Genomic DNA, 22,667 nt, shown 5'->3' with positions numbered 1-22,667 from the left:
GGGAGCGGCGGGGCGACTTCGCGGCGGAGGGAATGAGGGAGAGGGGAAGGAGCGCGGGAGCGGTTCGGCCGGCCCTGGCTCAGGGCGAGACGACCAGGGTGTCGATGAACGCCCGGCAGGTGGCGCGCATCCGCGCGAGCGTCATGGCGTGCGAGCCCGCGAGCACCTGCAACGCCAGTCCGTCGAGCAGGCCGACCAGCAAGTTGGCGACCTCCACCGGGTCCTCCTCGCCCATCCGACCGGCCGCCTGACACTCGCGCACGATGCCGGCGACGATCCGCCGCCACTCCCCGTACGCACGATCGTTGAGGTCACGCAGCTCCATGTCGTGCAGGGCCGAGACCCACAGTTCGGCCCAGACGTGCCAGGCCTCGACGGTCTCGTCGCCCTGCGGCAGATAGGCCTCCACCAGCGCCCGCAGCTTCACCACGGGTTCCCGGCCGGAGTCGAGGACCGCGGCGCGGCGCTCCAGCGAGTGCAGGAAGTTCCGCTCGAACGCCGCGCGGATCAGCGCCTGCTTGGTGTCGAAGTAGTAGTGGACGATCCCGGGCGAGAGGCCCGCCTCCTTGGCCACGTCCGCGACCCGGAACGCGACAATTCCCGTACGGGCGATGACGCTGCAGGTGGACGCCAGGATCTGGGCGCGACGCTCGACTTCGACGTTCGGTCGCGGCATGCTGGCAGCCCTTCTGGGAACGGGGCGGCAGCATATCAAGATCGACTGACGCGCCAGTCAACCGAGTTGCCGGGCAGCCCCAGCAGTTCGATGGTGACGGCCCCCATGTCGGGCACGTCCTGGCAGGAAGCCACAGGATGGCGGCCCCGCGTCGGGACGGGCGTGCCGGTCGCCTGCGCGGTCGGCGCCACGATCAGGGGCGCGAGGGCGAGGGCCGCGGTGGCGGCCCGGAGTGCGCGGCGGCGCGTCATGGGAAGTCTCTTCCGTCCAGGGACAACCGGCTCGAAGGTCGGTGTCTGTTGGACCGGGCGGCCCCGCGGAAGGTTGCCCCTCCCTCTCCCCGTCCCGGCGTCACAGGGCCGCTCCCCCGGCCGCCGCCGGCGCGTTGGAGGGGCGGAGCGGAGGGAGTGGAGAGACCGGAGCGTGGAGGGAGCGGAGACAGCGGAGGAGCGTGGGGCCGGCGGTGCGGGCGGGCTCAGGCGACCTTGGCGCAGATCATGGTGCCGCCGTCGTAGACGTTCCACGAATAGCTGTAGCGTCCCGGTTCGCTCGGGCAGGCGCGCGTTCCCGACGAGGCCGGCAGCACGGCCGTGATCTGCATGACATAACTGAACTCCCGTGGCACCCGGGTCGCGCTGCAGTTCCACAGTGTGAGCAGGTTCGCACCGCCGGGGCGGCCGCCGGAGGATTTGGCCAGGAAGCACTGTCCGTTGCGGAACTGCCGCTCCACGCACAGATTGGTGGACGAGAAGTCCGCGGCCGCATGCCACCAGCCGCCGCGTCCCCCACCGGATGGGCACGTTCCCGACGTGGCCACCGAGTCCACCCGCAGATACGCGTTGGCCGCGCCGCACCCCACCTCCACCGGTGTCGTACGGCTCCAACTGCCGTAACCGTCCTGGTACGCGTCGAGGCAGTCGCCGCTGCGCACGGCCGCGAAGGCCTCGTCGACCGGGCTGAGGGTGCGGGACGCGGCGGTCGTCGGCGCGGCCACGGTCGCGCCGCTCGTCGAGGAGCCGCTCGTCGACGAACCGCTCGTCGAGGAACCACCCGTGGACGAACCGCTGGTGGACGACGCGCCCGTCCCCCCGCTCGTGTACGTATCGGTCGTCGGCGCGGTTCCCGTCCCGCCGCTCGTGTACGTCCCCGCGCTCGTCGAAGAGCTCGTGGCACCGCTCGTCGAGCCGGTGGTGTCCGCCTCGTCCCACGGCCGCCAGACGAAGAGCACCACGGCGACGAGCACGAGCAGAACCCAGACACCGCCGTCGGACGAGGACGTGGAGGGCGTGGAGGGCGTGGAGGACGTGGAAGGCGTGGAAGGCGTGGAGGACTTGGCCTTCGGATCCTGTTCCTTGCGGGCCCGTTCGGCGCGATCGCGCCGCTTTCGCTCCTCGCGCTCCCGACGCTCTTTCTCGGTCTTCTCCGCGGCCGCCTTCCGCTCCCGTGCCTCGGCCTTTCGGCGATTCTCCGCCGCCCTGCGGTCCCCCTCGGCACGGGCCCGCTGCTGCTCCTTCTTCCGGTGGGCGGCCCGCTCCTCGGTGGCGACGCGGGTGCGCTTCGGCGGGGGCACTTGCCGTGTCCGGGCGTCGATGGTGGGCGCGTCGTCCGCGAGCAGCGCCCGCCCTTGTTCCTCGTACTCCTCGATCAGCGCGGTCCAGCGCGGCGGCAGCCAGTGTTCACCGCGCTGCGATGCGGGTGTGCGGTCGAGTTCGGCCAGGAACTGCCCCAGCACGTCGGCGGGTTCGGGGCGCAGGTCCGGTTCGGAGGAGAGGCACGGGCGAATCAGCGGGGCCAGCTCCGCGGGCAGTCCCGTCAGGTCGAGTGCGCCACGCTGTACGAGCGTCAGCAGCCGGATCGTGTCGTCGGTTTCGGGGTAGGGCGGACGGCCGACGGCGAGGTGGAAGAGCGTCGCGCCGAGGGAGTACACGTCGGACGCGGTGGTGGACGGTTCCGCGCGCGCCTGCTCCGGTGAGGTGAAGGCGATGGTGCCCAGCGTCAGTGACGTACGGGTGATGTCGTTGGCGTGCGAAATACCGAAGTCGATGAGGCGGGGCCCGGCCAGGGGTAACAGGATGTTCTGGGGCTTGACGTCCCGGTGGACGATGTCCACGTCGTGCAGCGCCACCAGGGCTTTCGCCGTGCCCGCGGCGATCCAGCGCACCGCCGCCCCGGGCAGCCTGCCCGCCCGGCGGACCAGATCGGACAGCGGGGGCGCCGGGATGTACTCGATGGCCATCCAGGGCCGCTCGGCCTTCGGGTCCGCATCGAGCACCCGAGCCGTGTAGGCGCTGTCGACCCGCCGGGCCAGCTTCACCTCGCGGGTGAACCGCCGGCGGTCGGCTTCGGTGACCACGCCCTCTGCGAGCAGCGTCTTGACCGCGGCGAGCGACCCGTCCGCCGTGGACCGCGCGAGGTAGATCCGTCCCATCCCGCCGACACCGAGTCGTCCCAGCAGTCGGTAGCCACCGATCTGCTGCGGGTCGTCGCCGAGCGGCCTTATCCCCGTACCGGTCATGCCACGCCCTCCCCCTGGCCCGCAGCCGCGGTACCGGTCACACAGTGGCACGGGACGGGGAGCAGAGGAAGCCGGCCAGGGCACGTGGACTCCTGACCGACTCCGGGCAGCACCCTGGGGCTGCCCCCACCACGGACCTCATGCCAGCCGGATGGGCCGGCCCTCCTCCCTCAACGACCCTTGCCCCATGACCACTTCTCCCCACCGTGCACTGCTCCTCGTCCTCGCCACGGCTGCTGTCGCCACGACAGCGACCGCCACCGTGCCCACGACCCGGGCCGAAGCAGCCGCACCCGGCCTGGCATGGCGGGCGTGCGCCCCGCCCGGCGGTCCGGCCGGCCAGGAGTGCGCCGATCTGCGCGTACCGCTCGACTACCGCACCCCCAACGGACCGCAGCTCACGCTTGCCGTCTCCCGGCTACGCAGCGAGCGACCGGCCGCCCGGCGCGGCACGCTGCTGCTCATTCCCGGCGGGCCCGGCGGATCCGGGGTGGATCAGCTGGCGCGCAAGGGAAAGATGCTGCACAAGGAGACGGCGGGCGCCTACGACCTCGTGAGCTTCGACCCCCGCGGGGTGGGCGGCAGTACGACGACGAGCTGCCGACTGCGCGCGGCCGACCGGCGTCTGGTGGGCCTGCGGTCCTGGCCCGGGCCGGACGGCGACATCACGGAGAACGTCATCAGGTCCCGACGGATCGCCGACGCCTGCCGCCGTCATGGCGGCCCCGTACTCAAGAGCCTCTCCACGGCCAACGAGGTACGCGACATCGACCGTCTGCGGCGGGCCCTGGGCGAGCGGAAGCTGTCGGCCTGGGGCGTCTCGTACGGCACCTACGTGGGTGCCGTCTACGCCCAGAAGTATCCGCAGCACACCGACCGCTGGGTGCTGGACAGCAGCGGGGACCCCGACCCGAAGCGAGTCGAGCGGGGCTGGCTGGCGAACATGGCGAAGGGCGCGGACGACCGGTTCCCCGACTTCGCGGCCTGGGCCGCCGACCCGGAGCGGGCAGATGCGGGGCTGCGGCTGGCCGAACACCCCCGGGAGGTGCGACCGTTGTTCCTGCGGTTGGCGGCGAAGCTGGACCGCATGCCGAGGGAATCCACCACGCCGGGCGTTCCGCTCAACGGCAACCGGCTGCGCCAGGCCCTCCAGATGGCCCTCTACAGCGACGGTTCCTTCGCTCAGCTGGCCGGGCTCATCCAGGCAGCGAGGGCCCCGGGCGGAAAGCCCGCCCTGCCCGAGGCCCTCGCCCAGCCGCTCTCCGGCCCGGACGCGGCCGTCACGATAGCCACGATCTGCAACGACGTCCCCTGGCCGGCTTCGCTCCCCGCATATCGGCGCGCGGTGACCGCCGACCGTGTCCGGCACCCGCTCACGGCCGGGATGCCGGCGAACGTCACGCCCTGCGCCTTCTGGAAGGACGCCCCGGCCGACGGCCCTACCCGGATCACCGCCGACGGTCCCGCCAACATCCTGATGGTCCAGGGCCTCCGCGATCCCTCCACGCCCTACTCCGGGGCCCTGAAGATGCGCGCGGCGTTCGGCGACCGGGCCCGCCTCGTCACCGTCGAGCACGGTGGCCACGGCGTCTACCTGGCCAACGGCAACGCCTGCGGCGACCGCGCGGTCACCGGTTTCCTCACGACGGGCCGGCGGCCGAACCGGGATACGTACTGCGCCGACAGCTAGGGTCTGTCGTTTGGATCGGGCCGAGCCCGACGTGATCCAAACGACAGGCCCTGGACGAGTGAGCCGGAAAATATCGGTGGCCCCCCGGTGACCTGCCGTGCGAAGGTGATCTGGCCGAAGGGGTGTAGCTCAGAGGCCAGAGCGCCGGTCTCCAAAACCGGATGCCGCAGGTTCGACTCCTGCCACCCCTGCCATGTTTGACGATGCGCGGCGGACGACCGCACCGGTCGTCCGACCGTCGCCACCGCTCCCCACGCATGGGGACGGGCCGTCCGCCGACGACGGGGGCCGTGTCCCTGCCGCCGGCAGGGACCTCGCGCGACGGCGGAGGACACCGACTCTCAGTGGCCACACCGACTCTCAGTGGCCAAAGGGCATCGGCCAGGGGAAGGACTCAGCGGCGGAGCACGGCATCGAAGAGCGGCCAGCCGTCGATCTCGATCTCGCCCCGGGCCGAGGGCAGCAGGCCGCGCTCCGCCGCCTCGTCGAGGAATCCGCGGACGACGCCCGGCTCGTGGAGGTTGAGATGGCCGGCAGTGTTCCCGATCCCGCCCGAGTCCCACAGGTACCGCCCTGGCACCGCGTCACTGAAGACGAGGCGCAGGGTGGCCCCGGCGCCCTCACGGTGGAGGCTGAGAACCTCCCGGCAGTCGGGGTGCCGGTGGCGCACCGACCACAGCCAGGACGTGTCTCCGACCGTAAGGCGGCGGGGCTGATGGTGCTTCCTCATGTCGGCACACTACGTGGCGCAAGGCCCCCTGAGGCCGGGACGGTCGCCCGGCCGGCGCCGTCGTCCGCCACGGGGCCGGGTGCGGACGCGGACATCAGAATTCCGTGTTTCCTCGTACGAGTCGCTCTTTCCCCGACACCGCCGAGCAGCCAGGATGGGCCGGGCAAGGGGCGGCGACCGAGTACGGGTGGCGACGTTCTCGTGGTCCTCCGTCGGTCGCCCGCCCGTTCCGACGCCTTCCGGGAGCACCACATGACAGCGGACCGTCACGGGCATCGTATGAGCGACACCGGCGACGAGGCCCTTGTGCACTACGAACAGGCCCTGGACGACCTGCTGTTCTTCCGGCCCGAGGTCGTGGACAGCACACGGTCGGTGCTGGCCTCCTCGCCCCGGTCGGCGATGGGGCAGGCCATGGCCGCGTATCTGGGGGTGCTGGGCACGGAGGAAAAGGACGCGACAGCCGCGCGTTCGGCCTTCACGGGGTTCCTCTCCGGTCTCGACGAGGCGACCCTGACACGGCGCGAACGGATGCACCTCGCGGCCGCGACGGCCTGGCTGAACGGCGACATCCACGGCGCCGGCCGCATCCTCGGGGAGCTCAGCGTCGCCTACCCCCGCGATGTGCTGGCGCTCTTCGCCGGACATCAGCACGACTTTCTCACCGGGGATGCCCAGCGGCTGCGCGACCGCATCGGCGGAGCGCTGGGCGCCTGGGACGCGGACGATCGGCACCACGGGCCGCTGCTGGGCATGTACGCCTTCGGCCTGGAGGAATCCGGGCACTACGAACGCGCCGAGGAAACGGGCCTGGCCGCCCTGGCACAGCACCCGCACGACGTCTGGGGAATCCACGGTGTCGCGCACACCTACGAGATGCGGGGCCGCTTCACGGACGGCATCCGCTTTCTCGACGCCCGCACCAAGGACTGGTCGGCGGGCACTCTGCTCACCGTCCACACCTGGTGGCACTACGCCCTGTACGCGCTGGAGCGGGGCGACACCGCCCGCGTGGTCGAGATCTACGACTCCGCCATCCACCACGACGCCACCCCGGCGGCGGCGATGCAACTGCTGGATGCCGCCGCCCTGCTGTGGCGGCTGTATCTGGCCCGGGAGGACCAGAGCGAACGGTGGGCCCGGCTCGCCGACGCCTGGGAGAGCCGTGCCGACGTTGCCCACTACGCCTTCAACGACGTGCACGCCGTCATGGCGTATGTGGGCGCAGGCCGCATCGCCCAGGCCGAGCGCCTGGTGCGGGACCGGCAGGACTGGGTGGCCGGGGCGGCGGCCGGGGTGTCCAACCATGCCATGACCGCCGAGATCGGCCTGCCGGTCAGCCGGGCGCTGATCGCCTACGGACAGGGCGAGTACGGCCGTGCCACCGACCTGCTGCTGCCGTTGCGTCACCGCCTCAACGACTTCGGCGGCAGTCACGCCCAGCGGGACGCCGTTCAGCGCACCCTCGTCGAGGCGGCCCTGCGCGCCGGCCGTGCCGAGCTGGCACGGACCCTGCTGAGCGAACGCATCCAACTGCGCCCGGTCTGCCCGTACAACTGGTCGGCCCAGGCCCGGCTCGAGGAACAGCTCGGTGCGCCGGAGCGGGCCGCGCTCGCCCGCGAGCGGGCGGTGGCGCAGGCGTCGTGGTGAGCGCGATGCGCCGCGCGGCGGAGGGCCCGAGACGGACCGTCTCAGCCGTCGCCCTCCTGGCCGGCGGTGAGACGTTCGTACGCCCAGTGCGTTGCGGCCTCGGCCTCGCCGACCGTGGTCACGGGACACCCCCAGAACCGGTCGCCGGCGTCACCAGGCCCGGTGTCCGCAGGCCCCGCCGACGGCACGACGAAGGCGAGCCCGCGGCAGTCTCGGGCCAGGTCGGCCCGTAACTCCCTGACGGCGCGGGCCTGTTCGGCCACGAGGCCGTCGCGCCGGGCGGGGTCCCTGGGGGCGAGCTGCGACATGTCGACGACGGCCGAGAAGTTCTGTCCCCGTGCCAGGGCCGTGCGCAACATCTTGATGATCGCTTCGCGGACCGTGTGCGCGGTCTCCCCGTGGGCGGTCACGACCACCATCGGCCACCGGTCCCAGTGCGTTTCCACTGCCACGGATGTGTCTCCTTCTCGATGCCCGACGGGCCACAACGGGTAGGGCGCACCCAAGATAGGCGAACGGTGTTCGCAAGAGACCGCGACCACGGCTCGGCCGCGCAAGCGCCGGTCGGTTCCGCAGCCGCCGTCGCCGAGATCCGCGCCCGTCGAAGTGCATACGATGTGCGCATGTTGGCCTTCGCTCCTGCGGTCCTCTTCTCCTTCTTCTTCGGCGTCGGCGTGCTGCGCGACCGTCGCCGGTTCGGCAACGCCGTCCACCTGGGCTTCGCCGTCACATTCGCGCTGCTCGCCCTCGTCGTCAAGCTGGGCCGGGCCGAATCCCTGGTGGGGAAGCTCGCGATCGCGGCGCTGCTCGTACTGCCGGCGTTGGGGATCGTGGTCCTGGCGTGTTTCCTCATCGTCAACGGCGTCAAGATGGTGCGCAAGGAGGGCCGGCGGCCCGCCAACCTGCTGTCCCTGACGGCCGGCCTCGGCATCCTCGCCGTCATCGCGTTGCTGGTCACGGCCTTCGTACTGCACTCGCGCACCCTGATCGTGGTGGCAGTCACCGCCGTCGCGCTGGTCGGCTACGTCTCCTTCCTCTTCCTCTGCTTCGTCGGTTACGCCTTCCTCTACGGGCGCCTGCGGGTTCGCCGGAACGCCGACTACGTGGTCGTCCTGGGCTCCGGGCTCGTCGGCGGGTCCACAGTCCCGCCACTGCTGGCCAGTCGGCTGGAGCGCGGGCGGTCCGTGCACGAGCGGCTCACCGCGCGCGGCAGTACGCCCGTCCTGCTGACTTCCGGCGGGCAGGGGCCGGACGAGGAACTGCCGGAGTCCCACGCGATGGCCAACTACCTCATCGAGCGCGGGTTTCCCGCGGACCGGATCGCGCGGGAGGACCGCTCCCGCACCACCGAGGAGAATCTGCGGTACAGCAGGAAGATCATGGAGGACGCGAAGCCGGACTACCGCTGTGTCGTGGTCACCAACAACTACCACGCCTTCCGCGCCGCCCTCATGGCGCGCAAGGCCGGTGTCCACGGTCAGGTCGTGGGGTCCCCCACCGCCGCCTACTTCTGGCCCAGCGCCACGATCCGCGAATTCGCCGCGGTCTTCCTCGAGCACAAGGTGGTCAACCTCGGCATCTGCCTGCTGCTGGTGCTGGGGGGCGCCCTCATCTGGTGGATCCGGTGAGGCCCGCGGGGCCGACGGCGAACGGGGGACCCGGGCGCCGTGCCGCGTGTGTGCGGTGGTGGCGAGCAGTACGTTCTGACTGCCGTACGCAACGGCATATATACGACAGAACGGCACTACGGCGGGAGTGCGCATGCCATCGTCCGTCACACGGCGGAGGGTCCGGCGCCGAGTCGTCGGATCCCTGGGGCTGCTGCTGGCCGTCGGCGCCGCCGTCATCGGCCTCGTGCAGGCCACGCCGTCGCCGTCCGGAAGTGACCTCGATCCGCACATCGCGTCGATCATGCGGAAGCCGGAATACCGTCATGCGCAGTGGGGGCTGTTCCGGAAGGACCTCGACACCGGCGAGGTGACGCAGTCCGGTTACCCCGACCAGTTCTTCATCCCCGGATCGTCGGCCAAACTCTTCAGCGTCAGCGGCGCATGGCACACCCTCGGCGGCGATCACCGCTTCGTCACACCGATCCATGCCGTCGGGCAGCGCCGGGGCCCGACCCTCGACGGCGACCTGGACCTGGTGGCGCAGGGCGATCTGACCATGGGCGGCCGGACACGCAAGGACGGCACGGTCGCGTTCACCAACCTCGACCACACCTATGCCAACGACGTCCCGGGCGCCACGCTCACCCCACAGAACCCGCTGGCCGGTATCGACCGGTTGGCCCGGCAGGTGCGGGACGCGGGAATCACACGGGTCAACGGTGACGTGGTCGTCGATCCTCGGCTGTTCCACCCCGACCTCACGCTCGACCCGACACCCACACCGCTGATCATCAACGACAATCTCATCGATCTTCTGGTCTCCCCCGGCGCCGAGGCGGGCGCGCCCGCCCGCCTCGACTGGCGCCCGAAGGTCGCGCCGTACCAGGTCACGTCGTCCCTCCGTACCGTGGCCGCGGGCAGGACCGCGAACGTCGACGTCAGCGCCTCCCCCGACGGCACCCGCATCAGGCTGACCGGCACCATCGCCGCCGGCTCCGCCCCCGTGCTGCGGACGGCCGGCATCCAGGACCCCAACGCCTTCGGCCGGACCGCGCTGATCGAGGCGCTGCAACGGGCCGGGGTCGAGGTCCGCGCGGACGCCACCGGTCCCAACCCCGCGGGCCGGCTGCCGGAGTCCTATCAGGGCGCCCCCACGGTGAGCCGGTACACCTCCCCCACCTACGCCCAGTACGCGGAGCTCATCCTCAAGGTGAGTCACAACCTCGGGGCGAACCTCGCCGTCTGCTTGATGGCCGCGGACTCGGGCAGATCCGACTGCGCGGACGGCTTCCCCGTGCTCGCCTCGTTCCTCGACACCGCGAAGGTGGACCGCGAGGCCGTGCAGCTCGCCGACGGCCGGGGCGGCAATCCGGTCGACCGGGCGACGCCGCGGGCCCTGGCGCAGATGCTGACGTACTGGCAGCACACGCCCCAGGCCGAACGCTTCCGCAGGTCCCTGCCGATCCTGGGCGTCGACGGTACGTTGGCGGATTCCTGCCGCGGCTGCCCCTCACGGGGCAAGGTCTTCGCCAAGACGGGGACGATGGCCGGCGGTGACGCGCTCAACGATCGCCTGGCGGTGAGCGGCGAGACCACAGCCGGCTATCTGGAGACGCGCAAGGGGCACTTCGCCGTGTTCTTCGCCGGGGTGAACGGGGCCTCGACAGCGCACGCCGACATCAAGGGTCTGCTGGACGTGGCCGACGATGTGGCCGACGTCGCCGCGTACCTTCAGCAGAGCGCCGCCCGGTAGGGGCGAGTGCGCGCGGGTGGCGGGTATCCGCGCCCGGGAAGCGGCCCGGTGCGGATCGCGGACGAGACGCGCGCAGCATGGAGCCCGGAACGCGGGGCGTGGGCGTTGCGCCCTGGTGCCCGGCGGCCCCGACCGTATCCGCCACACTGGAAGTACCGGAGGGGCGGCCGGACACCCCGGTCGGCGGGGCCGGATCCGGCACACGGCGACCGGGTCACGAGCGGCAAGAAGCGGAAGAGGAAGAGGAACTGCATGCGTATCGCGCTCTGCCAGATGACGGCTTCGACGGATCCGAAGGAGAACCTCTCGGCGGTACAGGATCAGGTGCGCCGCGCGGCACGGGAGGGGGCACGGCTCGCGGTGTTCCCCGAGGCGACCATGGTGCGGTTCGGAGTGCCGTTGGGGCCGGTGGCCGAGCCGCTGGACGGGCCGTGGGCCGAAGGCGTGCGGACGGTGGCCCGGGAGACGGGGGTGACGGTGATCGCGGGGATGTTCACCCCGGCGTCCGAGGAGCGAGTGGCCAATACGCTGCTGGCCACGGGACCCGACGTGGAGACGTCGTACGACAAGATCCACCTGTACGACGCGTTCGGGTTCCGGGAATCGGACACCGTCGCTGCGGGTTCGCGCGTGGTGACGATCGACGTCGACGGCGTCCGCTTCGGCCTCGCCACCTGCTACGACCTGCGGTTCCCTGAGTTGTTCCGGGCGCATGCGGACGCGGGTGCGGTGGCTTGTGTGCTGCCCGCCTCCTGGGGCGCCGGCCCCGGCAAGCGTGCGCAGTGGGATCTTCTGGTGCGCGCTCGCGCCGTGGACGCGACCGTCTGGCTGGCTGCTGTGGGAGCGGCGGCCCCGGATCCGCAGGCCGACCCGGAGGCACCGACCAAGGCACCGACGGGAGTGGGGCACAGCGCTCTGATCGGGCCGGACGGCACCGTGCGCGCCCAGTTGGGCGCGGAACCGGGTCTGCTCACCGCAGAGGTGGATCCCGAGGAGGCCGAGCGGGTGCGCCGTACGGTCGCCGTGCTGGACAACCGGCGCCTCTGACGGGGCTCCGCACCCATGGCCGCCTCGTGGGTGCGTGGTGTGCGGCACGGCCGGGGCCCGGCTACCGGCCCTTTCGGGGTGGCGTCAGGTCCTGGCCGTCGCCACCCGGCGCCGGATGCTGCGCGAGGGCGGTCCAGGAGCGCAGGAGCAGGTCGAAGGCGTCGACGACGACGTCGTCCGCGATGCCGCCGGGCGTCAGCAGGCGCTGGATGAGCAGGCCGTCCTCCAGGGCGTGGACGATCAGGGCGAGGAACGCGGGATCTGCGGGCGACCCGACGCCGCGGGCGGCGAACGCCTGCTCCAGGCCGGCGGCGTGGGCGTCACGGGCGAGGAGTTCGCGTTCGGCGAGCAGCGGACGCAACTCCTCGTTCCGCAGCGCGTACAGGACGAGCTCCATGCGCAGGGCGAGCCATTCGGGCAGGTGCCGGGCGCGGTCGCGGTTCCAGGCCCGCAGATTGTCCAGCGCTTCGGCGAACGAGACGGCCTCCTGGGTGAGCGCGCGGACCTCCTCCAGCTCGCGGCGGGTGCGGTGCTGGAGCAGCTCGGCGACGAGGGCGTTCTTGTCCTCGAAGTTCCCGTAGAAGGCGCCGCGGGAGTAACCGGCGCGCTCGGCGATCTGCTCGACGGAGGTGCCGTTGACACCGCGTTCGGTGAACAGCTCGGCGGCGGCGGCCAGTAGGCGGTCGCGGGTCTGCTGTCGACTCTCTTCGCGGGTCAGGCGCTTGCGTTCGGGTGTCACGGCGGCATCCTACGACGCACCCCGGCCAAAATATTCACTTCTGTATTCAGATACAGGTCTGTATCTTCCTTGTCGGAACGAAGGAACGAAGGGAAGGTCCGATGGGGACTACCGAAGTGTGGGCGCTGGAGGCGTCGAAGCTGGCCGAGCTGGTGGCTTCCGGAGAGGTATCCGCGGCGGAGGCCGTGGAGGCACACCTGGAGCGGATCGCCGAGGTGAACCCGCGGGTGAACGCGGTGACCCGGCTGCTGGAGGACAGTGCGCGGCAGGCGGCGCGGGAGACCGACCGGCGCCGGGCCGCCGGCGAGCGGCTGGGCCCGTTGGCCGGGGTGCCGTTCACGGTGAAGGAGAACATCCACGTCGCCGGTTCGGCGACCACGCACGGCGTGCCGTACTTCCGCGACTGGGTGGCGCAGGAGGACGCACCCCCGGTGCGGCGGCTCCGCGCGGCCGGGGCGATACCGGTCGGACGCACCAACATGCCCGACCTGGCGATCGCCGGAGTGCACACGGTCAGCCAGCTGTTCGGGGACACCGTCAACCCGTGGGACCCGCAGCGCACTCCCGGCGGCACCAGCGGCGGCGACGCGGTCGCGGTGGCAACCGGCATGGCGGCGCTGGGCCTGGGCAACGACTCCGGCGGGTCGCTGCGCAACCCGGCCACATTCAACGGCGTCGCGGGGCTGAAGCCGAGTTACGGGCGGTTCCCCGCCGACCACCGGATGAACGACCAGGAGCCGGTGCTGGGGCATCAACTCTTCCCGGTGGACGGACCGTTGGCCCGGTCGGTGGCGGACCTGCGGGCGGCGTACGAGGTGCTGGCGGGGGCGGACCCGCAGGATCCGCGGGCGGTTCCGGCGCCGCTCTACGGGCCGCAGCCCGACACTCCGGTGCGGGTCGGCGTGGTGACCGACCCCGGCGGCCGGGGTGACGTCCACCCGGATGTGCGGGCGGCGATCGAGGCGGCGGCCGCCGCCCTGGAGGACGCCGGGCATCCGGTCGAGGAGGTCGAGGTCCCGCGACTGCAGGACGCCCTCGACGGCTACGGCGCACTGCTGCGGACCGAGTTCTCCCTGGCCTGGCCCGTACTCAGGCGGCTGCTCACCGACGAGAGCGCCCGCCACATCGAGTTGGACACACAGCGTCACCCGGCCGTCGACCTGGAGGAATACCTCCGGCAGACGGGTGTGCGCCTCGGCGTCCAGCGCGCCTGGGCCCGCTTCTTCGAGCGCTGCCCCCTGCTGCTCGGGCCGGTGTCCACACAGCCGATCCCGGAGCCTGTGGTGCCGCGGACCCCGGAGGAGCGCGACGCGATGATGCTGCCGATGCGACTGCCGACCGCGACGACATATGTGGGAGTACCGGCCGTGGCCGTGCCCACCGGGCTCGCGGCCGGACTGCCGCAGGGCGTCCAGGTCGTGGCGGGGATGTACCGCGAGGACCTGTGCCTGGACGCGGCGCAGCGGATCGAGGACCGCCTCGGCGTCCTCACCCCGCTCGACCCGCGCCCGCACCGGTCGGCGGAGGCGAGCGGGCACACGCCAGGTCAGTAGGCAGCCAGCAGAATGCGCCGGGTGGCCTGGAGATGGCTGTCGATCGCCGCACAGGCCGCCGCGGCGTCCCCGGCCACCAGACAGTCGAGGATCTGCCGGTGCTCGGCGAGCGCCTGGTCCTGTCGACTGCCCGAGCGGTAGGGCGCGATGACGCCGGCCCGGTCCTGACGGCTGCGCAGCGCGTCGTACTGACGGGTCATCAAGGTGTTGCCGGCGGCGGCGACAAGGGCGGCGTGAAATCGGTGGTCGGCGGCGAGGAACTCCTTGGTGGTGTCCTCGCCCCGTAGCGCTTCCTGCTGGGTGAGGATGCCGGCCATCTCCGACACCGGGACGGCGCCCTGCGCGATGGCGCGTTCGGCGGCGAACCGCTCGATCAGGCCGCGCATTTCCATCAGCTCGCCGATCTCCCTTCCCGACAAGGGAGCGATGTGCGCGCCACGCTTGGGAACCAGGCGTACCAGGTCCTCCGCCGCGAGCAGGAGCAGGGCCTCGCGGATCGGGGTGCGCGAGATGCCGATGCGGTCGGCGAGGTCCTGTTCGGAGAGAAAACAGTCCCGCATCTCCGGATCCGTCAGGACGGTCTCCTTGAGGTAGGCGTATGCCTTCTCCCGCCCTGACTGCATCGTTTTCCCCATGGCGATCCCCACCGCTCTCCCCACCGATCCCCCGTCGCACTTCGCCGTGCGCTTCGGGGCGCGCTGCCCGGGGGCGAATGCTGCATACGATGTGTATGCAGGTGCATACAGAAGTTATCACGGCAGGTGAGGCAGCCGTACGACAGGCACCTGCCGCAGACGCGCGAGCGGATCCACCACGCGCCCACCCAAGGAGCGGAACGAGAAGGCGATCACTTGGGCCACCAACAACCCTTGCACAGGCGTGACTTCAGCGTAGGCGGCCCTCGCCTCCGACCACCGGCCGCTGACGACGGACCGCTGACCGGGGATCGGGGATCGCTGCCCGGGGATCGCCGACCGCGGGAGATTCCCGTTGCCGCGCCGGCGATCCCGATGCCGTCGGAATCAGGGCGGACCGGCGCCGGGGGCACGGTGCCGCCCCCGAAGGCCGGCCCCTTCCGGGGCCGGCTTCGGCTTCCGCGGTCGACTCACTTACGGGACGTCGAGTCGAGGTGGGCGAACACCACCACGTTGGCCTCGTAGTCCTTGGCGGCCTTGTTGTACGCGCCACCACAGGTGATCACGCGCAGCTGCGCGTCCGCGGTGTCGGCGTAGACCTGGTCGTTGGGGAACTGCGATTTGCTGAACGTCTCGACGGAGTCGACCTTGAACGACGCGACCCTGCCGTCCGTCCGCGTGATGTCGATCTTGCTGCCCTTCTTGAGCGAGCCGAGCAGCATGAACACGGCGGGGCCGGTCTTGGTGTCGACATGGCCCGCGACGATCGACGCACCGCGCTCGCCGGGTGTCGCCCCGCCCTGGAACCAACCGACCATGTTCTTGTCGTTGGCCGGCGGTGCGTTGAGCTGCCCCTTGGGGCCGATCGTCAGTGCGGTGAAGGGCGCGTCGACGGCGATCTCGGGGATCGAGATCCGCTTCGGTATGGAGCGCGCCAGCGTCGGGACGGCTCGGTGAGCGGAACCCGGTGTGGCCGTGGCCACCCCCGCGGGGCGGGGTTGCTGCGCCTTCGGGTCGGCGGGCGTGTCTATGGAGTTGTAGACGAGCAGGGTTCCCAGGAGGAACGCCCCGGCGGGCCACATCAGCCGACGGCTGAGGAGGCCGGACCCGGGAGCGGTCCGGGGTGGGTTCGACTGGAACGGCTGCTGGTCGGCCATGGGGCGCTGCCTTTCTTGAACGGGCGTCGGCGGGGTGGGCGGGCCGCGGAATCGCGTCGTCGCGACCACCGTCCATCTGCGACGGTGGCCGCGACAGCACAGCGAACTGTGGGGCGCAGCCGGGTCAGGCCGCGGGGGTCCCCGAAGCGTTCCGACGACGGAGCACATACACCCCGGCGCCGAGGCCACCGAGCATCAGCACCGAGCCGGCGGCCAGGCTGCTGCCGGAGAGGGCCATACCGCCACCACCGGTGTGGACGCCACCGGACGGCTTCTGACCGTCGCGGCCGTTGTCGCGGCCGTGGTCGTGGTCGCGGCCGTGGCCCCAGCCACCACCGTCGCGGCCGTGGTCACGCCCGCCGTCGCGGCCGTGGTCCCGGCCACCGTCGCGGCCGTGGTCGCGGCCACCGTCGCGGCCGTGGTCACGGCCGTGGTCACGGCCACCGCCACCGCCGTACCCACCGCCGTCGCCGCCACCCCAGTCCTCGTTGACGACCTTGGCCATGGCGCCGCCACCGGTGCGGACGCCGCCGGACGGCTTCTGACCGTCGCTGCCGTGGTCACGGCCGTGGTCGCGGCCGTGGCCGTGGCCGTGGTCACGCCCCTTGTCGTGGTCCCTTCCGTGGCCGTGGCCACCCAGGCCGAAGTCGTCGTCGCCCCAGTCGTTCGTCAGGGCGCCGCCACCGGTGCGCATACCGCCGGACGGCTTCTGGCCGTCGCGGCCGTTGTCACGGCCGTGGTCACGGCCCTTGTCGTGGTCGCGGCCGTGGTCACGGCCCTTGTCGTGGTCCCTGCCGTGGTCGTGTCCGCGGCCGTAGCCGCCGTCGTCGCCGACCACAGTGATGGCCTGGGCAGCGGGAGTAGTGATGGCCAGGACCGCGGTAACAGCGGCCGAGGCGAACAGAGTGCGAGCAGTGCGCATGGAGACATGTCCTTTCACATCGCTATCGCGAAGGCCGACTCGTCATCGGCTCACGGGACGCAACGGCGACGTGATCAACGTCAGCCAGAACTCGGCTCGGCACCACCGGAGAACGCCGCATTCGGGGTACAACGTCCGCTTTTCGGGTGGCTCAGGCCCCTATATTCACCCGTTGGATGGCGCGCCCCTCCGTCGTGTCGCGGTCGCGAAGGTGTAGCGGACGCCCCGGATGGCGGACATGAGGCACGAGGGAAGGGGATTCGTCACAATGCGTGACGAAACGGGGCGCCGGGAAGGGTGCGGGAGCGGCGATTCCGTCCGGAGTGGGGGGCCGGACGGGGTCGGAAGGGCGCCGCGCCCTGCGCGACGCGGAATCGGGAAACGCATCTCCGCATTCCCAACTCGACGGGAGAGAGCCCGAGTCGGTCGACCAGGCCATGACTCCCCATCGCCAATTCCGTGACACAGAAGGCGACTTGAAAGAACCCCGCCTTGGACACCCGGACCGACCGCCGGGAAGCGCACCTCTCCACACACAGCCGGCACGGCTGTCCGTCCCGGCCGGCGCGGCTCTCCGTCCCGGCCGGTGGGGCTCTCCGTCCCGGCCGGCGCGGACGGCCCGGCAGGGACGAGTCTGGCTACGTACGGAACGTCGCGGTCGCCGCCTCGGTTTGTGCACGGTGGAGCGGGACCCACCTCCCGGCCGCCCCTAGCCTCGCTGCAACATCACCAACGAGGGGCGGTACCGGTGAACTGGCTCATCCACGACTACCGCGAGAACGATCTCGCTGCCGTGGTCCACCTGATCGACTCCACGGCCGAACTCGGGCAGGAATCGGTCTTCTCGCTCGCCGAGTGCATCAGCGCGCTGAGCTCCCGGCAGCCTGCCGTGGTCGCCGTCCACCAGGGGGTGCCCATCGGCGCGGCGCTCGCCTGCGTCGCGGGTGAGCGGGGCTGGGTGATGCGGATCGCGATCTCGTCGGCCTGGCGTGGCCGGGGGCTGGCGAGTGCGCTGCTGGTGGAGCTGGAGCGGCGGCTGGTCGCCGCGCGGGTGAGCCGTATCGCGTACGTGCTCCCCGAGGAAGACCTCCTGGGCGAGGGGCTGCTCAATGCGGGCTATACGCGGCAGCCCGCGGTGGCCTACTTCGAGAAGGTGGAACCGCACCACGGTCCCGCCGCCAGCCTCCTGGAAGACCTCGGCGGCCGCTTCCTGCCCGCCGACCTGTGGGCCAAGGTGGCCGGCATGCAGGCGGAGAAAGACCTGATCGAACGGCGTGTCGTACTGCCGCTGGCAGAGCCCGAGCGGGCCGCCCGACACGGGGTGCGACCGCCTCGTGCCATCGCCCTCTTCGGTCCGCCGGGGACGGGGAAGACCACGTTCGCCCGAGGTATCGCCGCCAAGCTCGGCTGGCCCTTCGTCGAGCTCCTGCCGTCCCGGCTCGCCGACGAGGGCAATCTGGCGGCAGCGCTGCGCAGCGCGTTCGCCCGCATCGCGGAGCTGGAGCGGGTGCTCGTCTTCATCGATGAGGTCGAGGAGATCGCACCGGTGCGCGGCGAGTCGGCCCAGCAGGGCGGGCTGCACGGGGTGACCAATGAACTCCTCAAGCTCATACCCGGGTTCCGGGAGCGGGACGAACGCCTGCTGGTCTGCGCGACCAACTCCATCCGCTCACTCGACCCGGCCTTCCTCCGTCCCGGCCGCTTCGACTACCTGATCCCGATCGGAACGCCCGACAAGGCCGCTCGCTCGGCGATCTGGTCCCGCTACACGGACGGCCGGTCCGACGTCGATGTGACGGCACTGGTCGCGGCCAGCGAGCTGTTCACCCCGGCAGACATCGAGCACGCCGCTCGCGTGGCCGCCCAGGCCTCGTTCGAGCGGGACCTGGAGTCGATCGGCCTGGGGGCCGGCGCCCAGGGGCGGCCGGGGGCGAGCACCGAGGACTATCTGGCCGCCATCGCCCAGTGCCGGCCGACCGTCACACCGGCGATGATCGACGAATTCGACGCGGACATCACCGCTCACGCACGCTGCTGACGGGGTGGCGGCGGGGCGCGGTGCCGAGTGCGGGGACGTGCGAGGGACGGTCCGGGGTTCGGGCGAGGGACGGTCCGGGGTTCGGTGGGGACGGTCCAGGGTTCGGTGGGGTCGGTCCGTAGCTCGGTGGGAACGGGAGCGGCCGAAAGCGGTCTACGGCTCCACATCCCGTCCCACGGAACCGAATCGGCGTGGGAGTGACCATCGGCCGGCGCACGCCGCCGACCGGCGTTTGGCATCCCCGGACAAATTCGTTCCGGCGGTGAAACAGGCGGTCGATCCCCTCCGTACTGGGCGACATCCAACCCGAGCCAGGGGTTTCACCCTCGAGGACAGGAGTTGTGTGTGTCCCGGAAGAGAAGGATCGGTCAGGGCAAGAAGATCGCCGTTTTCGTCAGCTCGGCGGCACTGGTGGGTGGGATCGCCGTCGCCATGACCGGCACCAGCCATGCGTCGGTGGCGTGTGACGGGCTGACCACCGCACTGGCCAACAACCAGAAGTTCATTACCGCTCAGGAAGCCCATCCGGATGCCCAGTCGGCCGCTCGGATCGCCAACCGCAAAGCCGTGATCGCGCAGATCGAGGCCCAGCAGAAGGCGGCCGGATGCAGCGGCGACGGTGCGGGCGACAGTGCCGATCCGGCGGCCCCCGCACCCGCACCACCCGAGTCGGCGGCACCGTCCGCGTCCGCATCGTCCGAACCGCCTGCATCGGCCGACACACCGCCCGCCCAGGGGACGGCGCCCCCGCAGGACCCGTCCACCGGATCGGACGGTCAGGACCCGGCCCAGCCCGGCGCCGGCGACGTCGTGTGCCCCGGCTCGACGGTCACCCTCTCCGGCGAAGGGGGCGCACCCGCTGCGTCCAGCGACGAATTCCCCACCGGCACCAAGCTGAAGGTGACGAATCTGGACAACGACAAGTCGACGACGGTTTCCGTCACTTCGGCCTCCGGGAGCTGCGTGCTGCTCAACAACGCTGCCTTCGAGGAGGTGCGTGAATCAGGGAAGTTCCTCATCCGTCATGCCCGGATCGAGCGCGTCGGATAGGGGCGAGCCCGGCTGAGCCAGGGCCATGGGCAGGCCGGGCCGAACCATGGGCGTGGGGCCGTGCGGGCACGACCGCGCGGCCCCACGCTCATTCCCGCACTCACTCCCGCGATCACTCCCGAGCCGATCCTGGGGAGGAGGCAGGGGGCACTGCGTGTGGAGGACGAGGTCAGGGTCGGGCTCCTCCGCTCGGCCGATGCCGGCCTGCCCGGCCCCTGCGTACGGTGACGGTGACATAGCGGTCCGGGCTGCTGAATCGTGCGACCACCCGGGCCGGAAAGACCGCCAGAGTATGGGGACAGCAGATGCCGGAAGCTTCGAAGGGTTCAAGGAGCGCAAAGGACCGAGGAGTTCCGGAGGTCGGGAAGAATCCGGGCGCCCCGGAGGTCGTCGACCTCGCTGCATACGGAGCCGACTTCCGCGCGGATCCGTATCCCTACTACGCCAAGCTGCGTGCCCAGGGCCCCGTGCACCGCGCGCGGACACCCGAAGGCCAGGACGCCTGGCTGGTCGTCGGTCACGACGCGGTCCGGACCGCGCTGGCCGACTCCCGGCTCTGCAAGGACTGGCGAGCCGCCGGGATGCAGAGCACGAACGCCGAGGAATCGCCGCTGTTCACGACCATGCTGGACACCGACCCGCCACACCACACCAGGCTGCGGAAACTGGTGGCCAGGGAGTTCACCTCGCGTCGTGTCGAAGCACTGCGGCCACGCGTCCAGCAGATCACCGACGATCTCCTGGACACGATGCTCTCCGCCCCGGACGGCCGCGCCGACCTCGTGGACGCGCTCGCCTTTCCCCTGCCCATGACCGTGATCTGCGAGCTGATCGGCGTCCCCTCCATCGACCGGGACACCTTCCGTGCCTGGTCGAACGAGATCATCGCGCCCACCGGCCCGGAAGCGGTGAACGCGGCCGTCCAGGCGATGACCGCCTATCTCATCGGCCTCATCGATCACAAACGCGACGCACCCGGCGACGACCTGCTCAGCGCCCTGATCCGGACGAGCGACGACGACGGCGACCAGCTCTCCCGCGAGGAACTGGTCGGCATGGCGTTCCTCCTGTTGGTCGCCGGCCACGAGACGACCGTGAGCCTGATCTCCAACGGGGTGCGCGCCCTGCTCCAGCATCCCGCCCAACTGGCCGCCCTGTTGGCCGACGGTGACCTTCTGGAGGGCGCCGTGGAGGAGATGCTGCGGTACGACGGTCCGGTGGAGACGGCCACCTGGCGTTTCACCGCGCAACCGACCGAGATCGGCGGCACGCTCATCCCCGCCGGGCGAGCCGTACTGATCGTCCTGGCCTCCGCCTCCCGCGACCCCGAACGCTTCGCCGACGCCGATGACTTCGACATCACCCGCGAAGCGCGAGGGCATGTGGCCTTCGGCCACGGCATCCACTTCTGCCTCGGTGCCCCGCTGGCCCGCCTGGAGGCCCGCGTCGCCCTCCGTGCGCTACTGGACCGCTGCCCCGACCTCGCATTGGACTGCGAGCCGGCGGACCTGATCTGGCGCACCGGGATGCTCATCCGGGGAACCGAGCGGCTCCCGGTCCGCTGGACGCCCTGATCTTTCGTGGAGGCAGTTCCCCGGATCGTCGGCCTTCAAGGGCCGGGGCCGGTCGGTCCGGGGTGGGGCGGACCGGGGCCGGTCGGGCCAGGGCGGGTGTGCGAAGGTGGCGCCATGAGAACGATCGGGTTGCTCGGCGGTATGAGCTGGGAGTCGTCGGCCGAGTACTACCGCCTGCTGAACGAGCTGACGCGAGAGCGTCTGGGCGGTCTCCACTCCTCGCGATGCGTGCTGTACTCCGTCGACTTCGCCGAGATCGAGCGGCTGCAGGTCGAAGGACGCTGGGACGTGGCGGCCGAGGTGTTGGCCGAGGGTGCCAGGGCGCTGGAGGCCGCTGGTGCGGACATGGTGTTGATCTGCACCAACACCATGCACAAGGTCGCTGACGAGGTGGCCGCCGCGGTCACCATCCCCCTCCTGCACCTTGCCGACACCACAGCGAGCGCCGTGCGCGCGAGCGGCCTGCGCCGCGTCGGGCTGCTGGGCACCGCCTTCACCATGGAGCAGGACTTCTACCGCGCCCGGCTGGCGGCACAGGGCCTGGAGGTGCTCGTCCCGGACACCGCCGGGCGCAGCACGGTCCATCGCGTGATCTACGACGAACTCTGCGTAGGGATCGTCCGCAACGAGTCCCGCCAGGAATTCCAGGCCGTCATCAGGGAGCTCGTGGCCGCCGGAGCCGAGGGCATCGTGCTCGGCTGCACCGAGATCGAGCTGCTGATCAGCGCGGACGACTGCCCGGTCCCGGTCTTCCCGACCACCCGGCTGCACGCCGAAGCAGCGGTCGGCCGGGCGCTGGCAGACGGTCCGCCCAGCCCGCGCGAGAGCCGCTGACCAGCGGGCCCCGCGCCGCTGTCCCACCCGCTGCGCTTGCTGCTGCCCTTTGCAGCAATTCCCGGACTCCGAAAGAGGTCTGAAGTCACGCCAGGTACGCTGACGCGGTGTCGCACACCGAGTTAGAACGACTGGCCAGGATCCGGATGCAGGTCACCGGGGAGACGCTGGAACGCGCCATGGCCGTACTCGTGGGACACGCCGCCGAATCCGAGCCGGACCCCGTCGACGCGCACGGCGACGCCGCCCTGTCCTCCGCCGATCGGACGGCCGAGCCGGACGAGTCCGCTGCGGACGCTGCGGACGCTGCGGAGGAAGGTCCTCGCCCCGGGCCCCATCTGCGAAGCATTTAGCGACCGCGCCCCTTCCCTCCCCTTCCCTCCCCTCCCTTGCGGTGCGGCGCACCCCCGCGTTCGGCGGGGTCCATCGCCCGGGCGGGCCTCGGCGGCCCGGGCAATGGACCCCCGCCGCTTCGTACTAACGCACCTCGTAGT

20 protein-coding genes and 1 tRNA gene are annotated in these 22,667 nt (G+C 71.3%); 12 read left to right on the top strand and 9 right to left on the bottom strand.

Annotated features, from left to right (window positions below):
- Positions 1 to 79: 79 nt before the first annotated feature.
- The 3 genes from ACGFML_RS28870 to ACGFML_RS28860 all read right to left on the bottom strand — a co-directional run bounded on the left by ACGFML_RS28870 (position 80) and on the right by ACGFML_RS28860 (position 3,191).
- On the bottom strand, positions 80 to 676 hold the full coding sequence (locus ACGFML_RS28870; RefSeq protein ID WP_393548531.1) for a TetR/AcrR family transcriptional regulator: 597 nt from the start codon (positions 674 to 676) through the stop codon (positions 80 to 82).
- Between the two features lie 35 nt (positions 677 to 711).
- The gene (locus ACGFML_RS28865) at positions 712 to 927 is read right to left on the bottom strand and encodes a hypothetical protein (RefSeq protein WP_393548530.1); all 216 of its coding nucleotides are present in this window, start codon (positions 925 to 927) and stop codon (positions 712 to 714) included.
- 224 nt (positions 928 to 1,151) lie between these two features.
- Positions 1,152 to 3,191, bottom strand: a complete 2,040-nt coding sequence (locus ACGFML_RS28860) for a serine/threonine-protein kinase (RefSeq protein ID WP_393548529.1) — start codon at positions 3,189 to 3,191, stop codon at positions 1,152 to 1,154.
- A 187-nt stretch (positions 3,192 to 3,378) separates the two neighbouring features.
- Between ACGFML_RS28860 and ACGFML_RS28855 the strand changes: the two genes are divergently transcribed.
- Positions 3,379 to 4,881, top strand: a complete 1,503-nt coding sequence (locus ACGFML_RS28855) for an alpha/beta hydrolase (RefSeq protein ID WP_393548528.1) — start codon at positions 3,379 to 3,381, stop codon at positions 4,879 to 4,881.
- A gap of 118 nt (positions 4,882 to 4,999) precedes the next feature.
- Positions 5,000 to 5,075, top strand: a tRNA-Trp gene (locus tag ACGFML_RS28850).
- Positions 5,076 to 5,275: 200 nt separating this feature from the next.
- On the opposite strand, the gene ACGFML_RS28845 is transcribed toward ACGFML_RS28850, so the two are convergent.
- A complete protein-coding gene (locus ACGFML_RS28845) occupies positions 5,276 to 5,611 on the bottom strand; it encodes a hypothetical protein (RefSeq protein ID WP_393548527.1) in 336 nt (111 codons plus the stop codon).
- 279 nt (positions 5,612 to 5,890) lie between these two features.
- On the opposite strand from ACGFML_RS28845, the gene ACGFML_RS28840 reads away from it, so the two are divergent.
- Positions 5,891 to 7,261 (top strand): tetratricopeptide repeat protein, encoded by a 1,371-nt coding sequence (locus ACGFML_RS28840; protein WP_393548526.1) that lies wholly within the window; start codon positions 5,891 to 5,893, stop codon positions 7,259 to 7,261.
- A 41-nt stretch (positions 7,262 to 7,302) separates the two neighbouring features.
- On the opposite strand, the gene ACGFML_RS28835 is transcribed toward ACGFML_RS28840, so the two are convergent.
- On the bottom strand, positions 7,303 to 7,713 hold the full coding sequence (locus ACGFML_RS28835; protein ID WP_393548525.1) for a hypothetical protein: 411 nt from the start codon (positions 7,711 to 7,713) through the stop codon (positions 7,303 to 7,305).
- Between the two features lie 171 nt (positions 7,714 to 7,884).
- Between ACGFML_RS28835 and ACGFML_RS28830 the strand changes: the two genes are divergently transcribed.
- The 3 genes from ACGFML_RS28830 to ACGFML_RS28820 all read left to right on the top strand — a co-directional run bounded on the left by ACGFML_RS28830 (position 7,885) and on the right by ACGFML_RS28820 (position 11,671).
- Positions 7,885 to 8,889 carry a YdcF family protein gene (locus tag ACGFML_RS28830; RefSeq protein ID WP_393548524.1) on the top strand — a complete coding sequence of 335 codons (1,005 nt, stop codon included), beginning with the start codon at positions 7,885 to 7,887 and terminating at the stop codon, positions 8,887 to 8,889.
- A gap of 133 nt (positions 8,890 to 9,022) precedes the next feature.
- Positions 9,023 to 10,624 (top strand): D-alanyl-D-alanine carboxypeptidase/D-alanyl-D-alanine-endopeptidase, encoded by a 1,602-nt coding sequence (gene dacB, locus ACGFML_RS28825; RefSeq protein ID WP_393548523.1) that lies wholly within the window; start codon positions 9,023 to 9,025, stop codon positions 10,622 to 10,624.
- A gap of 252 nt (positions 10,625 to 10,876) precedes the next feature.
- On the top strand, positions 10,877 to 11,671 hold the full coding sequence (locus ACGFML_RS28820; RefSeq protein WP_393548522.1) for a carbon-nitrogen hydrolase family protein: 795 nt from the start codon (positions 10,877 to 10,879) through the stop codon (positions 11,669 to 11,671).
- Positions 11,672 to 11,732: 61 nt separating this feature from the next.
- Here the strand turns inward: ACGFML_RS28820 and ACGFML_RS28815 are convergent, their stop codons facing one another.
- Positions 11,733 to 12,410: a TetR/AcrR family transcriptional regulator gene (locus ACGFML_RS28815; protein WP_393548521.1), complete on the bottom strand. Its 678-nt coding sequence runs from the start codon at positions 12,408 to 12,410 to the stop codon at positions 11,733 to 11,735.
- A 101-nt stretch (positions 12,411 to 12,511) separates the two neighbouring features.
- Between ACGFML_RS28815 and ACGFML_RS28810 the strand changes: the two genes are divergently transcribed.
- A complete protein-coding gene (locus ACGFML_RS28810) occupies positions 12,512 to 13,963 on the top strand; it encodes an amidase (protein ID WP_393548520.1) in 1,452 nt (483 codons plus the stop codon).
- On the opposite strand, the gene ACGFML_RS28805 is transcribed toward ACGFML_RS28810, so the two are convergent.
- From ACGFML_RS28805 to ACGFML_RS28795, 3 genes are all read right to left on the bottom strand, one after another.
- The gene (locus tag ACGFML_RS28805; RefSeq protein WP_393548519.1) at positions 13,957 to 14,586 is read right to left on the bottom strand and encodes a GntR family transcriptional regulator; all 630 of its coding nucleotides are present in this window, start codon (positions 14,584 to 14,586) and stop codon (positions 13,957 to 13,959) included. The two genes, ACGFML_RS28810 and ACGFML_RS28805, sit on opposite strands and share 7 nt — an antisense overlap.
- Before the next feature lie 482 nt (positions 14,587 to 15,068).
- Positions 15,069 to 15,755 (bottom strand): class F sortase, encoded by a 687-nt coding sequence (locus tag ACGFML_RS28800; RefSeq protein WP_393548518.1) that lies wholly within the window; start codon positions 15,753 to 15,755, stop codon positions 15,069 to 15,071.
- A gap of 124 nt (positions 15,756 to 15,879) precedes the next feature.
- Positions 15,880 to 16,677, bottom strand: coding sequence for a hypothetical protein (locus tag ACGFML_RS28795; RefSeq protein ID WP_393548517.1), 798 nt, complete (start codon positions 16,675 to 16,677; stop codon positions 15,880 to 15,882).
- Between the two features lie 748 nt (positions 16,678 to 17,425).
- On the opposite strand from ACGFML_RS28795, the gene ACGFML_RS28790 reads away from it, so the two are divergent.
- From ACGFML_RS28790 to ACGFML_RS28770, 5 genes are all read left to right on the top strand, one after another.
- A complete protein-coding gene (locus ACGFML_RS28790; RefSeq protein ID WP_393548516.1) occupies positions 17,426 to 18,715 on the top strand; it encodes an ATP-binding protein in 1,290 nt (429 codons plus the stop codon).
- 345 nt (positions 18,716 to 19,060) lie between these two features.
- Positions 19,061 to 19,765 carry a hypothetical protein gene (locus ACGFML_RS28785; RefSeq protein WP_393548515.1) on the top strand — a complete coding sequence of 235 codons (705 nt, stop codon included), beginning with the start codon at positions 19,061 to 19,063 and terminating at the stop codon, positions 19,763 to 19,765.
- Between the two features lie 305 nt (positions 19,766 to 20,070).
- Positions 20,071 to 21,339 (top strand): cytochrome P450, encoded by a 1,269-nt coding sequence (locus ACGFML_RS28780; protein ID WP_393548514.1) that lies wholly within the window; start codon positions 20,071 to 20,073, stop codon positions 21,337 to 21,339.
- Between the two features lie 114 nt (positions 21,340 to 21,453).
- Positions 21,454 to 22,173: an aspartate/glutamate racemase family protein gene (locus ACGFML_RS28775; RefSeq protein WP_393548513.1), complete on the top strand. Its 720-nt coding sequence runs from the start codon at positions 21,454 to 21,456 to the stop codon at positions 22,171 to 22,173.
- A gap of 107 nt (positions 22,174 to 22,280) precedes the next feature.
- Positions 22,281 to 22,526, top strand: coding sequence for a hypothetical protein (locus tag ACGFML_RS28770; RefSeq protein ID WP_393548512.1), 246 nt, complete (start codon positions 22,281 to 22,283; stop codon positions 22,524 to 22,526).
- Positions 22,527 to 22,667 lie beyond the last annotated feature (141 nt).

It is taken from the genome of Streptomyces sp. NPDC048650, from assembly GCF_043199095.1.
Classification (GTDB): domain Bacteria; phylum Actinomycetota; class Actinomycetes; order Streptomycetales; family Streptomycetaceae; genus Streptomyces.
The sequence above is the reverse complement of the archived record's forward strand: the minus strand, read 5'-3'. Positions and strand labels throughout refer to the sequence as shown.

Excerpts from the sequence above, each read along its gene's own strand:
- ACGFML_RS28810 (WP_393548520.1), top strand. The coding sequence starts at position 12,512 with ATGGGGACTACCGAAGTGTGGGCGCTGGAGGCGTCGAAGCTGGCCGAG.
- ACGFML_RS28775 (WP_393548513.1), top strand. The coding sequence starts at position 21,454 with ATGAGAACGATCGGGTTGCTCGGCGGTATGAGCTGGGAGTCGTCGGCC.
- ACGFML_RS28820 (WP_393548522.1), top strand. The coding sequence starts at position 10,877 with ATGCGTATCGCGCTCTGCCAGATGACGGCTTCGACGGATCCGAAGGAG.
- ACGFML_RS28855 (WP_393548528.1), top strand. The coding sequence starts at position 3,379 with ATGACCACTTCTCCCCACCGTGCACTGCTCCTCGTCCTCGCCACGGCT.
- ACGFML_RS28845 (WP_393548527.1), bottom strand. The coding sequence starts at position 5,611 with ATGAGGAAGCACCATCAGCCCCGCCGCCTTACGGTCGGAGACACGTCC.
- ACGFML_RS28840 (WP_393548526.1), top strand. The coding sequence starts at position 5,891 with ATGAGCGACACCGGCGACGAGGCCCTTGTGCACTACGAACAGGCCCTG.
- dacB (WP_393548523.1), top strand. The coding sequence starts at position 9,023 with ATGCCATCGTCCGTCACACGGCGGAGGGTCCGGCGCCGAGTCGTCGGA.
- ACGFML_RS28865 (WP_393548530.1), bottom strand. The coding sequence starts at position 927 with ATGACGCGCCGCCGCGCACTCCGGGCCGCCACCGCGGCCCTCGCCCTC.
- ACGFML_RS28860 (WP_393548529.1), bottom strand. The coding sequence starts at position 3,191 with ATGACCGGTACGGGGATAAGGCCGCTCGGCGACGACCCGCAGCAGATC.
- ACGFML_RS28780 (WP_393548514.1), top strand. The coding sequence starts at position 20,071 with ATGCCGGAAGCTTCGAAGGGTTCAAGGAGCGCAAAGGACCGAGGAGTT.
- ACGFML_RS28800 (WP_393548518.1), bottom strand. The coding sequence starts at position 15,755 with ATGGCCGACCAGCAGCCGTTCCAGTCGAACCCACCCCGGACCGCTCCC.
- ACGFML_RS28795 (WP_393548517.1), bottom strand. The coding sequence starts at position 16,677 with ATGCGCACTGCTCGCACTCTGTTCGCCTCGGCCGCTGTTACCGCGGTC.
- ACGFML_RS28805 (WP_393548519.1), bottom strand. The coding sequence starts at position 14,586 with ATGCAGTCAGGGCGGGAGAAGGCATACGCCTACCTCAAGGAGACCGTC.
- ACGFML_RS28870 (WP_393548531.1), bottom strand. The coding sequence starts at position 676 with ATGCCGCGACCGAACGTCGAAGTCGAGCGTCGCGCCCAGATCCTGGCG.
- ACGFML_RS28830 (WP_393548524.1), top strand. The coding sequence starts at position 7,885 with ATGTTGGCCTTCGCTCCTGCGGTCCTCTTCTCCTTCTTCTTCGGCGTC.